The sequence below is a fragment of the Streptomyces sp. NPDC030165 genome (assembly GCF_055573595.1).
In genome coordinates, this window is sequence record NZ_JBVIBD010000013.1 from 143,899 (window position 1) to 157,403 (window position 13,505).

The following is a 13,505-nucleotide window of genomic DNA, read 5'->3' on the forward strand; positions in this document are numbered from 1 at the left end:
GGGGTGCTGACGGCGTCGCTCACTGGGCCGCCTCCTCGTCGTTGTCCTCGGCGGCGGTCGGCTCGTACACGAGGACCGCGCGGTTGTCGGGGCGCAGCCGGGCCTGGGCGACCTCCTGCACCTCCTGCGGGGTGATGTCCAGGACGCGCTGCACGGCGGTCAGGGCGAGCTGCGGGTCGCCGAACAGGGCCGCGAACCGGCACAGTTCGTCGGCGCGGCCGGCGGCCGTGGCGAGCCGGTCCAGCCACTCGCGCTCCAGCTGGGCCTGCGCGCGCTCCATCTCCTCCGGGGTGGGCCCCTCGGCGGCGAAACGGGCCAGCTCCTCGTCGACGGCGCTCTCGATGGCGGGCACCTCGACGCCGCCGGAGGTCTTCACGTCCAGCCACCCGAGCGAGGGCGCGCCGGCCAGGCGCAGCAAGCCGAAGCCCGCCGCCACGGCCGTGCGGTCGCGGCGCACCAGCCGGTTGTACAGGCGCGAGGACTCGCCGCCGCCGAGCACCGTCAGCGCCAGGTCGGCCGCGTCGGCCTCACGGGTGCCGTCCTGCGGGAGGCGGTAGGCGGCCATCAGCGCGCGGGAGGGGACGTCCTCCTCGACGATCTCGCGCAGCTCCTTGCCGATGACGTCCGGCAGGGAGCCGTCGCGCGGCGGCTGCTTGCCCTCGTGGCCGGGGATGGAGCCGAAGTACTTCTCCACCCAGGCGAGGGTCTGCTCGGGGTCGATGTCGCCGACGATCGACAGCACCGCGTTGTTGGGCGCGTAGTACGTACGGAAGAAGGCCCGCGCGTCCTCCAGGGAGGCGGCGTCCAGGTCGGCCATCGAACCGATGGGGGTGTGGTGGTACGGGTGGCCCTCCGGGTAGGCCATGGCCGTCAGCCTCTCGAAGGCCGTGCCGTAGGGGACGTTGTCGTAGCGCTGCCGGCGCTCGTTCTTGACGACGTCGCGCTGGTTCTCCAGGGACTCCTCGTCGAGCGCCGTCAGAAGGGAGCCCATGCGGTCGGCCTCCAGCCACAGCGCGAGCTCCAGCTGGTGGGCGGGCATGGTCTCGAAATAGTTGGTGCGCTCGAAGCTGGTGGTGCCGTTCAGGGAGCCGCCGGCGCCCTGGACCAGTTCGAAGTGACCGTTGCCCTTGACCTGGGCGGAGCCCTGGAACATGAGGTGCTCGAAGAGGTGGGCCAGGCCCGTACGGCCCTTGACCTCGTGGCGCGAGCCGACGTCGTACCAGAGGCAGACCGCGGCGACCGGGGTCAGGTGGTCTTCGGAGAGCACCACACGCAGGCCGTTGGCCAGCCGGTGCTCGGTCGCTGTCAGGCCGCCGGAGCCGGCTTGTTCTGTGGCCGTGTGACCCATGGGCATGTACGTCCCTTCGATCCGCTTGCGAGGAAGTTCTGTCACTGTATGCAAGCGCGCCGAGGTATGGCGAAGTTCCCGACCGGGCTGCCTCGTACGAGCGGACTTCACCGCCACCCCGTCCGGGGGCTCCGGGGAGGGTCGCGGTCGGCGTTGTCAGTGGGGCGGGCCACAATGGTCCGCGAAAGACCCGAACGTTGATCCCGCATCGGCAAGCAGCAGGACGCAAGCGAAGGAGCCGCAGCCGCGATGGCCCGCCGTAGCACGAAGACCCCGCCGCCGGACGACTTCGAGGAGAGGATCCTCGACATCGACGTCGTCGACGAGATGCAGGGTTCCTTCCTTGAGTACGCGTACTCGGTCATCTACTCCCGCGCCCTCCCGGACGCCCGCGACGGCCTCAAGCCCGTGCACCGCCGCATCCTCTACCAGATGAACGAGATGGGCCTGCGCCCCGAGCGCAGCTACGTCAAGTGCGCCCGCGTCGTCGGTGAGGTGATGGGTAAGCTCCACCCGCACGGTGACGCCTCCATCTACGACGCCCTGGTGCGGATGGCGCAGTCCTTCTCGATGCGGCTGCCCCTGGTGGACGGCCACGGCAACTTCGGCTCGCTCGGCAACGACGACCCGCCCGCCGCCATGCGGTACACCGAGTGCAAGATGGCCTCGGCCACGTCCCTGATGACGGAGTCCATCGACGAGGACACGGTCGACTTCGCACCGAACTACGACGGCCAGGAGCAGGAACCGGTCGCCCTGCCGGCCGCCTACCCGAACCTCCTCGTCAACGGCGCGTCCGGCATCGCGGTCGGCATGGCGACGAACATGCCGCCGCACAACCTCGGCGAGGTGATCGCCGCGGCCCGCCACCTGATCAAGCACCCGAACGCGGACCTCGACACGCTGATGAAGTACGTGCCGGGCCCCGACCTGCCGACCGGCGGCCGGATCGTGGGCCTGGGCGGCATCCGCGACGCGTACGAGTCCGGCCGCGGCACGTTCAAGATCCGCGCCACGGTCTCGGTCGAGAACGTCACCGCCCGCCGCAAGGGCCTGGTCGTCACCGAACTGCCGTTCGCCGTCGGCCCCGAGAAGGTCATCTCCAAGATCAAGGACCTGGTGGGCGCGAAGAAGCTCCAGGGCATCGCCGACGTCAAGGACCTCACCGACCGCGAGCACGGCCTGCGCCTGGTCATCGAGATCAAGAACGGCTTCAACCCGGAAGCCGTCCTGGAGCAGCTCTACAAGCTCACGGCCATGGAGGAGTCCTTCGGCATCAACAACGTCGCGCTGGTGGACGGCCAGCCGCTGACGCTGGGCCTCAAGGAGCTGCTGGAGGTCTACGTCGACCACCGCTTCGACGTGGTGCGCCGGCGCAGCGAGTTCCGGCGCGGCAAGAAGCGCGACCGCCTCCACCTGGTCGAGGGGCTGCTGACGGCCCTGATCGACATCGACGAGGTGATCCGCCTCATCCGCTCCAGCGAGAACAGCGCCCAGGCCAAGGAGCGGCTGATGGACCGCTTCGCGCTGAGCGACGTCCAGACGCAGTACATCCTCGACACGCCGCTGCGCCGCCTGACCAAGTTCGACCGCATCGAGCTGGAGTCGGAGCGCGACAAGCTCAAGGCGGAGATCGAGGAGCTGACCAAGATCCTCGAATCGGACGCCGAGCTGCGCAAGCTCGTCTCCGGCGAGCTGGCCGCGGTGGCCAAGAAGTACGGCACGGACCGCCGCACCGTCCTGCTGGAGTCGGCAGGCGCCCCGGTGGCCGCGCCGCTGGAGGTCGCCGACGACCCGTGCCGGGTACTGCTGTCCTCCACGGGCCTGCTGGCCCGTACGGCCAACGGCGAGGTGAACTTCGACGCGGAGGCCAAGCGCGTCAAGCACGACGTGATCGTCTCGGCGGTGCCGGCCACCACCCGCGGCGAGGTGGGCGCGGTGACCTCCGCAGGCCGGCTGCTGCGCCTCCAGGTGGTCGACCTGCCGCAGCTCCCGGACACCATCTCGGCGCCGACTTTGTCCGGCGGGGCGCCGGTCTCGGAGTTCCTCAGCCTCCAGGACGGCGAGCAGCTGATCTGCCTGATGACGCTCGACGAGTCCTCGCCGGGCCTGGCGCTCGGCACCCAGCAGGGCATCGTCAAGCGCGTGGTGCCGGACTACCCGTCCAACAAGGAGGAGTTGGAGGTCATCACCCTCAAGGAGGGCGACCGCATCGTGGGCGCCGCCGAGCTGCGTACGGGCGAGGAGGACCTGGTCTTCATCACCGACGAGGCCCAGCTGCTGCGCTACCCGGCGGGGCAGGTACGGCCGCAGGGCCGCCCCGCGGGCGGCATGACGGGCATCAAGCTGGGCCCGGACGCGAAGGTCATCTTCTTCTCGGCCGTCGACCCGGGCGCCGACGCCATGGTCTTCACCGTCTCCGGCTCGCACGGCACGCTCGACGACTCGGTCTCCACGGCCAAGCTCACCCCCTTCGACCAGTACCCGCGCAAGGGCCGGGCGACCGGCGGCGTGCGCTGCCAGCGGTTCCTGAAGGGCGAGGACTCCCTGTCCCTGGCCTGGGCCGGCGCCGCTCCGGTACGGGCGGCCGACGCCAAGGGCGCCCCGGTCGGCCTGCCGGAACCGGACCCGCGCCGGGACGGCTCGGGCGTACCGCTGACGAAGCGGGTCGCGGCGCTGGCGGGGCCGGTGTAGCGGGCCCGGTTCCACGCTGAGGACGACGACGCCCCCGGGACGGCTGCGGCCGGGCCGGGGGCGGTGTTGTGCTGGTGGAGGGCGGTGTCGTGCTGTCGGAGGGTGACGTCCTCGGAGGGCACGGTGCCGGGGACGGTTACTGGTCGTCGGGCTCTCCCGGCTGCTGCGGCTCCTCCGAAGCTGCGAAGCCACCGGGCTCACCGGGCTCACCGGGCTCACCGGGCTCACCGGTGGACGGTACGTACCGAAGCACGCCCCACATGCTGTTCACGTCACCGCGCTCCGGGCCCGTCTCCCGGCAGTCCGTCAGCTCCTTGCGTACCGCCGCCGCGTCGACCCCGCGGCCGATCAGGACGAGCTGGGTGCGGCGCCCCTCGTCCGGCTGCCACGGCGAGGGATAGAAGCGCAGGAAGTCGCCGACCGCGTGCACGGCGAACTTCTGGCGGTTCTCCGGTACGTCGAAGTGGACGAAGCCCTTGATCCGGTAGAGACCGGCGGGCCTGCTGTCCAGGAAGGCCATCAGCCGGCGCGGATTCATCGGATCGTCCGAGACGAACTCGACACTCTCGTACGCGGCGTGCAGGTGGCGGCCGGGCCCATGGCCGTGGCACCCCGGCCCGTGCTCGTCACACACGTGCTCCCCGGACACCTCCCCGCCCGCTTCGGCCTCCGCGTCCGCCTCCTCGCGGAACAGGTCCTCGAAGGACAGCTGACGGACCGCCTCGTCGTCCGCGTCGCGCGGTTTGCGGTCGAAGAACAGCTCCGGGTCGATCCGCCCGTACGTGGCGGGCACGACGGGCGTCCCCGGGCTCAGCTCGGCGAGGGTGCCCAGGAGCGAGCGCTGTTCCGCCTCCCCGATGCGGTCGGCCTTGTTGAGGACCACCAGGTCGGCGATGGCCACATGCCGGTCGATCTCCGGATGCCGGGCCCGGGTGGCCCCGAACTCCGCCGCGTCGACGACCTCGGCCAGCCCGCCGTAGACGATGCGGTCGTTCTCGCTGGCCAGGATCATGCGGATGAGTTCCTGCGGCTCGGCCAGCCCGCTCGCCTCGATGACGATGACGTCGATACGGGCCGACGGCCGGGCCAGCCGTTCCAGGTACTCGTCCAGTTCGCTGGTGTCGACGGCGCAGCACAAACAGCCGTTGCCCAGCGAGACCATCGAGTCGACCTGGCCGGCCACCGTCATGGCGTCAATCTCGATGCTGCCGAAGTCGTTGACGACCGCTCCGACACGGCTGCCGCCGCTGCGGCCCAGCAGATGGTTGAGCAGGGTCGTCTTGCCGGAACCGAGGAATCCGGCGAGCACGATGACCGGGATCTGTCGCGGGGCCTGCGGGGCCAAGGGGGCGCCTCCATCGTCGTACGTCGGTGCGGCGGCGCGCCGTCGGTCCGGCACGCCGTCAGTTCAGCGCGGCGGGCACCGGCTGCGGCGGGGGCGGACCCACATAGCGGGCCGCCGGGCGGATGATCTTCGAGTCGTCCGCCTGCTCCAGGATATTGGCGCTCCAGCCGACCACCCGGGCCGCGCAGAAGGTGGGGGTGAACATCTCACGCGGCAGGCCGCACAGCTCCATCACCACGCCCGCGTAGAACTCGACGTTGGTGTGCAGCTCCCGGCCGGGTTTGAGCTCGGCGAGCAGGGCCTCGACGCGCTCCTCCACCTGCACCGCGAAGTCCACGAGCGGTCCGCCGAAACCCCGGGCGATGTCGCGCAGCATCCGCGAACGCGGGTCCTCGGTCCGGTAGACGGGGTGTCCGAAGCCCATGATCCGCTCACCTGAGCGGACACGCTCGCGGATCCAGGCGTCGATACGGTCCGGGCCACCGATGGCGTCGAGGGCGTCCAGGGCCCGGCTGGGCGCGCCGCCGTGCAGCGGCCCGGAGAGCGCGCCGAGCGCGCCCGCCAGACAGGCCGCGAGGTCCGCGCCCGTGGAGGCGATGACGCGCGCGGTGAACGTCGAGGCGTTGAAGCCGTGGTCGATGGTGGAGATCAGATACCGCTCGATGGCACGGGTGCGCGCGGGGTCGGGCTCCTCACCGGTGAGCATGTACAGGTAATTGGCGGCGTACGGAAGGTCGTCCCGCGGCTCGACCGGCGCCAGACCGCGGCCGATACGGTGCAGCGCGGTGAGTACGGTGGGCACCGCGGCGCTCGCGGTGAGCGCGTCGGCGCCGCGCTGCCGGGAGTCGATGTCGTACAGAGGCTGGAAGCCCGCTGCGGCGCCGAGCAGGGAGAGCGCGGTGCGCAGGCCGGCGAGCGGGCCGCTGCGGGCGCTCGCGCGGGCGATACCGGGCAGCGCGTCCCGCACGGCATCGGGCAGGTGGCGCAGCGCCACGGTCTCCGCCTCGAAGGCCGCGCGCTGCTCCATGTCCGGCAGGCTGCCGCGAAGCATCAGGTGCCAGACATCTTCGAAGGTACGGCTCTGTGCGAGCTCCACGGCGGAGTACTGCCGGTAGTGGTAGAAACCCTCCCCACCCCGTACGTCCCCCAGCTCGGTCTCGGTGACGATCACTCCCGCGAGCCCGCGGGGCGCGTCGAACGTCGCGCCTGCCCCGGCAATCGACATGACGGTCCTCCCTCTCTCCCGAGCACTCACCATTGACTCGACTGTCTATTCTGGATGACTTAGCTGTCAATATTGATTGAATCAATGTGCAGGCAGGGTCAATCGATACGGTGGGCGTCATGGCAGATCACGAAACGGGTGGCGACGGGCACGGCGACGTCGGCTACGGCTACGGGGGTGGGACCGGCGGTGTTGGGGCCGACGGCGGCGAGGGCGGCGGGCGGCGGCTCACCACGCGGGAAGTGGCCGAACGGCTCGGCGTGAAACCCGAGACGATCTACGCCTACGTCAGCCGCGGCCAGCTGACCAGCCGACGGGCCCCGGGCGGCCGGGGCAGCACCTTCGACGCCACGGAAGTGGACGCCCTCGCCCGCCGCGGCGCCCGCCGCGAGCCGTCCCCTGCCGGCAGCGGTGACCTGGCACTCCGTACCGGCATCACCCTCATCGACGCAGACCGCTGCTACTTCCGTGGCGTGGACACGACCGAGCTGGCCGCCCATCACGGCTACGAAGAGGTCGCCGAGTGGCTCTGGACCGGCGTGCTGAGCCCCGGCGTCCGCTTCACCGCCCCGGCGGAAGCCCTCGCGGCCGCCCGCCGTGCCGTCGACGCGCTGCCCGCGCACAGCAGCCCGATGGACCGGCTGCGCGTCGCGGTGGTAGCGGCGGCCGCCGCCGACCCGCTGCGCTTCGACCTGTCCGAGGACGCCGTCCTGGGCACGGCACGCGCCCTGATCCCCGTCCTCGTGGACGCCCTGCCCCGCCTGGAGAGCGGCACCGACCCCGCCTCGGCTCCGATCCCCCGCCGCCTGTGGTCACGCCTCACGGAGCAGCCACCCGACGAGGCGTCACTGCGCGTACTGGACGCGGCACTTGTCCTCCTCATCGACCACGACCTCGCCGCCTCCACCCTGGCCGCCCGGGTGGCCGCCTCCGCGCGGGCCCATCCCTACACCGTCGTGTCGGCCGGTTTCGGCGCCCTGGACGGCCCCCTGCACGGCGCCGCGAGCAGCCTCACGCACCGCATGCTGCAAGAGGTACTGGAACGGGGCAGCGCGGCGGCCGTCGTGGCGGACCACCTGCGCGCCGGCCGCCGGGTACCCGGCCTCGGCCACCGGATCTACCGAGGCGAGGACCCGCGCGCCCGCGCCCTGTTCCGCCTCCTGGAGGACGTACCGCAGGCCGGCCCGGCGCTGCAGGCAGCACGCGAGGTGGCCGCGACGACCGCCCGCCACACCGCACTGCACGCCAACGTCGACCTCGCCCTGGGCGTACTGACCGTCACGGCAGACATGACCCCCGAGGCCGGCGAAACCGTCTTCGCGGTCGCCCGCACCGCCGGCTGGATCGCCCACGCCCTGGAGGAGTACGAGGAACGCCCCATGCGTCTGCGCCCCACCGGCCACTACACAGGCCTACGCCCGCCACAGCCCCTACCGTGAACCCACGGCCGGGGGCAGCCCCGGGGCGGCGCGCGCCGTGGCCCGCGTTCCCGTCGAGCCCCCACCACAGCCCTACCGTGAACCCGCGGGCGGGGATTCAGGCACCCCGGGGCGGCGCGTCAGACCCCACGTTCCCACCGAGCGGATGTCACTGAGCCCCAGTCGCCTCCCGACTGCCGCCCCAGCCCTCCCGAAGAGCCTCCTTTTCCCTCCCCCCACCCCCACCCCCTCCCCCTCCCTCTCCCTCCTCCTCCCGGATGCACTGCTCACCTCCCCGCACATGCACCGCTCGCCCCTCACCACCAAGCGCTCGGGCCTCCGAATGCCGATGGCGGCTCAGCGCGGGTCCCGGACGGCCCCCGGCCTTCGCGGCGCCATGAGCGGGCCGCTGACCTCCGAGCCCGGCATGGCCGTGTCCGTTCTGTCGAACGGGTGACCTGGGCGTGTCGCCGGTCCCGGGAAGTGTCGTCGGAGACGCCGATGAGAGGTCTGCCCGGTACCCACAACACCGCCGGAAGAGCGCGGTGTTCGCCCCTGGAGACGTGGGCGTGTTCTTCGGCCTGGAGGTCAGCCACACCACTCATTCACGGCCATGAACTCCCCCAGTCGGAAAGGCGCTCCTCAACAAGCTGCTGCTCAACAGCGAGCCGAACGCCACCTACCGGCCAGTCAAAGCGCCGGATCGCCGACCTGCGTGGGGCTCAACGAGGCCAGACCGACGCCAAGAACACCGCGGCGATCACGGACGCCGCCCGCACCACGCCGCACCCCCTGCGCTCGTTGAACACTGACCGCCAAGATCACCACCGTACTGGCCGTACTGGCCGTACTGGGCGGCTTCAACCAGTCCTCGCGGCCGACACAGCCCTCACCTCCAACTCGATACACGGCCTGCTCGCCCGATTCCCTCCTCACCGTGACGCGCCCCGGGGCCCGCGCCTGCATCACCCCTGGTCACGTGACTGCTGGGAGACCACCGCTCCCCGGCGGCCGCACTGCGGAAAGCCGGCCTGCGCAGACCCGTCGAAGCCATTCGGCCCAAGCCCCGCCAGAGGGCCACCCGCTTTCCCGTGCCCTTGACCTCGATGTCAGGGGGCGCGTTCAGGACCTCCGCAGTCCTGCCGTTCACCGCCGACGATGCCACCAGCTTCTCCAGCGCCGCTCACCTCACCTCCCATGTCCCATGCCAGGTTCACCCCGGCCACGAAGCCCCTCCTCGCCCACCAGCGCATCAGCGTCCTGTCCACGCCCAGATATCTGCGGCACCTCGCCGGACAGCTTCTTCCGGATCGCAGGCGAGCTTCCCGCAGGCCGCCGCAACGCCCAGCGCACCGCCCGGCTCCACGAAGGAGACAACGCCTCAGCCAAGGCCGCCTCCAACCCACTCGTCATCTCTGGCACGGCCAGACCGTCTCACTGCCCACGAAGAAGACCGGCCCCGGGGCGAGGCGGGCTTCACGGGCGCCCCCCGCGGGCCACCACGACAGGCGGTCCGGTGGCACCGTCAACCAGCCCTCCAATTCGGCTGCACACCCTCCCCGTTCGGCTCCGAGCCCTCCCTGTCAGCCTCCGCATCCGTACGTTTTCGGCCCCCGATTCGTGCGATTTCGGTTCGGGATTCCGGTCGCTCCGCGGCAGGTTAGGGTTACCTATGTGAGCACGTGCGCAACCGCTTCCCGCGATGCCGCCGAGCCCGTCGCGGGCACTTCGGCCACCGCCCGGACCTGGCTGCTCGTCGAGCAGACCGGCCCCTGGGGCACTGAAGCGCTGACCGAGAGCCGTCTCGATCCCCGCATCGGCCGGGCCTTGGAAGCGGCGGCGGACGGCACCGGCGTACGGGTGGCTCTCGTCCGCCGACCGGGCCGGCACCCGGACTGCCACGGAGCCCCTGCCCGCCGGGCCTTTCTCGCCCACACCGCGCCGAACCGCTCCTGGATCCGGACCTCCTCCGTCACCGACCCGGAAACACTGCTGCGCCTCGGCTTCGCCCGACTGGGCACAGGTGAGCACGACGGGCTCTGGGAGCCGTATGACGGCGAGCCGCTGGTCTTCGTCTGCACCAACGGCAGGCGGGACCGCTGTTGCGCCGTCCTCGGGCGTCCGCTGGCCGCCGAGCTCGCCGACAGTGGTGCCGAGGCGTGGGAGGTCACCCACATCGGCGGTCACCGCTTCTCCCCCACCCTCTTCGTCCTTCCGTACGGCTATGCCTACGGGCGGGCTTCCGCTCCGCTGGTCAAGGAGGCCGTGGCGTCGGCGCGGGACGGGCGGATCTTGCTGGACCACTGCCGCGGCCGTTCGGCCTGGGAGCGCCCGGCGCAGGCCGCCGACCTCGCCGTGCGCGAGCTGATCCGCGAGGACCGGGCGGACGCGATCGACGTGGTGGACAGCGCGTCCGTGCCGCCACCCGAGGACCGCGGACACGACGCGCCGGAGGGACCCGGAAGCAGCCCGTACCGCGAAGCCTCGACCTCGGCGCCCCCGGCGGCCGGCCATCGCGACGCTCCCGCCCCCGCCTGGGCCGTCACCGTCGCACACCGTGACGGCCGGTCCTGGCGGGTCACGGTCCAGCAGCGCACCGACGGTACTCCCGCGCCGGTCAGCTGCGGTTCTCCGCTCGGGAGGCCCGCCCGAATCGCCGTGCTTTCCGTCCACCCTCTCGACTGACCCGGCCGTGTGCTCGCACCTTCCGCGGCACCTGTCGGCTACACCTGCCACCTTTGACCGCATACGCCCCCTCCTTGAATTGCCTCGACCGCCCGACCCGACCCTCGGCCCGTCACGGACAGTGATGGACTATGACTCTGCGAGATTAGACGGGTGCGGAAGGTTCGCGAAAGCCCTGTGGAAAACCTCTTCGCCGCCTGTCCACAGGCGTTTCCGCAACCACGCTCCGTAGCCGTCCACCGCTCAGCGCCGAGATGACTACCTGACCGCGCTCGGCCCCGCTTACTGTTCGTCCGTATGGGCGTAAAGGGCGAGATCGACGCGCGGCCGGGTGCGGACCGGCCCGCCGGCAGCGGGATGCGAGCCGTGCGGTCCGGGCTGCGTCTGCGTGTGGGCTGGCCGCGCCGTGTCTTCGCGCAGGTGCTGTTGATGCAGTTGGCCATCGCCGCCGGCGTCACAGCGCTCGCCACCGGTCTCTTCCTCGCTCCGCTCGGCGCGCAGCTCGACGACCAGGCGATGCGGCGCGCCCTGGCCATCGCCCAGACCACCGCCGCGGAATCACGCCTCGACGACGCGCTGGAGAGCTCCCACCCCGGCCGCGGCAGCCCCGTGCAGAACGAGGCGGAGCGGATCCGCCGAGCCACCGGAGCGGAGTACGTCGTGATCATGGATACGCGCGGAGTGCGCTGGTCCCACACCGATCCGGACGAGATAGGGCGGCACGTCTCCACCGACCCCAGCGGCGTCCTGGCAGGCCGCGAGGTCATGCAGATCGACGAGGGCACCCTGGGCCGCTCCGCACGCGGGAAGGTGCCGCTGCGGGACGAGGAGGGGGACATCGTCGGCGCCGTCTCGGTCGGCATCGCGTACGAGAGCGTGCAGCAGCGGCTGCTGGGCACGGTGCCGCAACTGCTCGCCTACGCGGGCGGGGCACTCGCCGTCGGCGCGCTGGCCGCCTACCTGGTCGCCCGACGCCTCCAGCGCCGTACCCACGACCTGGCCTTCTCCGACATCTCCGCCCTGCTCACCGAGCGCGAGGCGATGCTGCACGGCATCCGGGAGGGCTTCGTCGCGCTCGACGCGCACGGCCGGATTCGTCTGCTGAACGACGAGGCGCAGCGCCTGCTGGATCTGCGTGCCGAGGACACCGGCCGCCCCCTGGAGGAAGCGCTGCCGCCCGGCCGTACCGCCGAGGTGCTCTCCGGCCGGGTCCGCGGCGCCGATCTGCTCACCGTCAGCGGGCAGCGTGTCCTGGTGGCCAACCGGATGTCGACCGACGACGGCGGGGCCGTGGTGACGTTGCGCGACCGTACCGAGCTGGAACGGCTGGGTCGCGAGCTGGACGGCACCCGCGGGCTCATCGACGCGCTGCGCGCCCAGGATCACGAGCACGCCAACCGCCTCCACACCCTGCTGGGCCTCCTTGAACTGGGCCTGCACGAGGAGGCCGTGGAATTCGTCACCCAAGCGGTGGGCGTGCACCGGGCGACCGCCGAGCAGGTCACCGAGCGGGTGCACGATCCTCTGTTGGCGTCCCTGCTGGTCGGCAAGGCGACGGTCGCCACGGAACGCGGTGTCTCGTTGAGCATCGCGCCCGACAGCCGTCTGCCGGACCGTGTGGTGGACCCGCACAGCCTGGTCACCGTCCTCGGCAACCTGGTCGACAACGCCCTGGACGCCACCGCCGGGAGCCCTGGGGCGCACGTCGAGGTCGAGATCCGCGCCGAGGGCCGTACCGCGGTCGTCCGGGTCCGCGACAACGGCCCCGGAGTGCCGGAGGGCCGGCGTGCCGAGATCTTCACCGAGGGCTGGACGACCAAGGAACCTCCTGCCCACGGGCAGCGCGGTATCGGCCTCGCGCTCGTACGTCGGCTGGCCGAACGGTACGGGGGCACCGCCGAAGTGGCCGAGAGTCCCGAAGGGGGCGCGGAGTTCACCGTCACGCTTCCTGACGCGCTGTCCGACGCGCTTTCGCAAGAGGTGGCGGAGGAACGGCCGGACGGTGTCTCCGCCGCGGACGCGAGCGTGGTCGACGGGGGCGCGCGGGGGCCGGAGGGGCGCGTGGCCGATGGTCGCGGCCCCGGAGACATGAGGGGAACCGCCCGATGATCGACGTACTGGTCGTGGACGATGACGTACGGGTCGCCGAGATCAACGCCGCGTATGTCGCGAAGATCCCGGGCTTTCGCGTCGGCCGCCTCGCCCACTCCGCCGCCGAGGCCCTGACCGCCCTGGAGACCACCGCCGCCGATCTCGTCCTGCTGGACCATTACCTGCCCGACGAGACCGGTCTGCAGCTCGTCTCGCGGCTGCGGCAGCGCGGCCTGCAGACCGACGTGATCATGGTGACCGCGGCCCGCGACATCGCGACGGTCCAGGCGGCCATGCGCCAGGGCGCGCTGCAGTACCTGGTCAAGCCGTTCACGTTCGCCGGGCTCCGTTCCAAGCTCGAAGGGTACGCGGCCCTCCACCGCACCTTCGAGGGCGGCGGCCAGGCCGAGCAGTCCGAGGTCGACCGGCTCTTCGGGGCACTGGGTTCCGCCAACGCCGGCCCCACCGAGCTGCCCAAGGGCCACTCGACGGCCACCGCCGACCGGGTCCGTTCCGTCCTGCGCTCGGCCGACGCGCCCCTGTCCGCCCAGGAAGTGGCCGGACAAGCAGGCGTGAGCCGGCAGACCGCGCAGCGCTACCTCAAGCTCCTCGAACGTGCCGGACGGGTCCGTCTCAGTCTCCGGTACGGGGAGACCGGCCGTCCCGAACACCGTTACGTCTGGGTCTGACGGCCGGGCG

8 protein-coding genes are annotated in these 13,505 nt (G+C 71.6%); 5 read left to right on the forward strand and 3 right to left on the reverse strand.

Going from position 1 to position 13,505, the window contains the following annotated elements; all coding sequences use genetic code 11:
• Positions 1–19: 19 nt before the first annotated feature.
• Entirely contained in the window at positions 20–1,348 is a 1,329-nt protein-coding gene (locus tag ACZ4Z1_RS24450) for a M16 family metallopeptidase (RefSeq protein ID WP_468488827.1), read from the reverse strand.
• 249 nt (positions 1,349–1,597) lie between these two features.
• Between ACZ4Z1_RS24450 and ACZ4Z1_RS24455 the strand changes: the two genes are divergently transcribed.
• A complete protein-coding gene (locus ACZ4Z1_RS24455) occupies positions 1,598–4,042 on the forward strand; it encodes a DNA gyrase/topoisomerase IV subunit A (protein WP_468488740.1) in 2,445 nt (814 codons plus the stop codon).
• A gap of 136 nt (positions 4,043–4,178) precedes the next feature.
• On the opposite strand, the gene ACZ4Z1_RS24460 is transcribed toward ACZ4Z1_RS24455, so the two are convergent.
• On the reverse strand, positions 4,179–5,387 hold the full coding sequence (locus tag ACZ4Z1_RS24460; RefSeq protein WP_468488828.1) for a CobW family GTP-binding protein: 1,209 nt from the start codon (positions 5,385–5,387) through the stop codon (positions 4,179–4,181).
• A gap of 58 nt (positions 5,388–5,445) precedes the next feature.
• On the reverse strand, positions 5,446–6,612 hold the full coding sequence (locus ACZ4Z1_RS24465) for a citrate synthase (RefSeq protein ID WP_468488741.1): 1,167 nt from the start codon (positions 6,610–6,612) through the stop codon (positions 5,446–5,448).
• A 110-nt stretch (positions 6,613–6,722) separates the two neighbouring features.
• On the opposite strand from ACZ4Z1_RS24465, the gene ACZ4Z1_RS24470 reads away from it, so the two are divergent.
• The 4 genes from ACZ4Z1_RS24470 (at position 6,723) to ACZ4Z1_RS24485 (ending at position 13,495) form a co-directional block, all read left to right on the forward strand.
• Positions 6,723–8,051 carry a citrate/2-methylcitrate synthase gene (locus ACZ4Z1_RS24470; protein ID WP_468488742.1) on the forward strand — a complete coding sequence of 443 codons (1,329 nt, stop codon included), beginning with the start codon at positions 6,723–6,725 and terminating at the stop codon, positions 8,049–8,051.
• Between the two features lie 1,653 nt (positions 8,052–9,704).
• On the forward strand, positions 9,705–10,715 hold the full coding sequence (locus ACZ4Z1_RS24475) for a sucrase ferredoxin (RefSeq protein WP_468488743.1): 1,011 nt from the start codon (positions 9,705–9,707) through the stop codon (positions 10,713–10,715).
• Between the two features lie 357 nt (positions 10,716–11,072).
• Positions 11,073–12,824, forward strand: a complete 1,752-nt coding sequence (locus ACZ4Z1_RS24480; RefSeq protein WP_468488829.1) for an ATP-binding protein — start codon at positions 11,073–11,075, stop codon at positions 12,822–12,824.
• Positions 12,821–13,495 carry a DUF7342 family protein gene (locus ACZ4Z1_RS24485; protein ID WP_468488744.1) on the forward strand — a complete coding sequence of 225 codons (675 nt, stop codon included), beginning with the start codon at positions 12,821–12,823 and terminating at the stop codon, positions 13,493–13,495. Before ACZ4Z1_RS24480 ends, ACZ4Z1_RS24485 begins: the two co-directional genes overlap by 4 nt.
• The last annotated feature ends 10 nt before the right edge of the window (positions 13,496–13,505 follow it).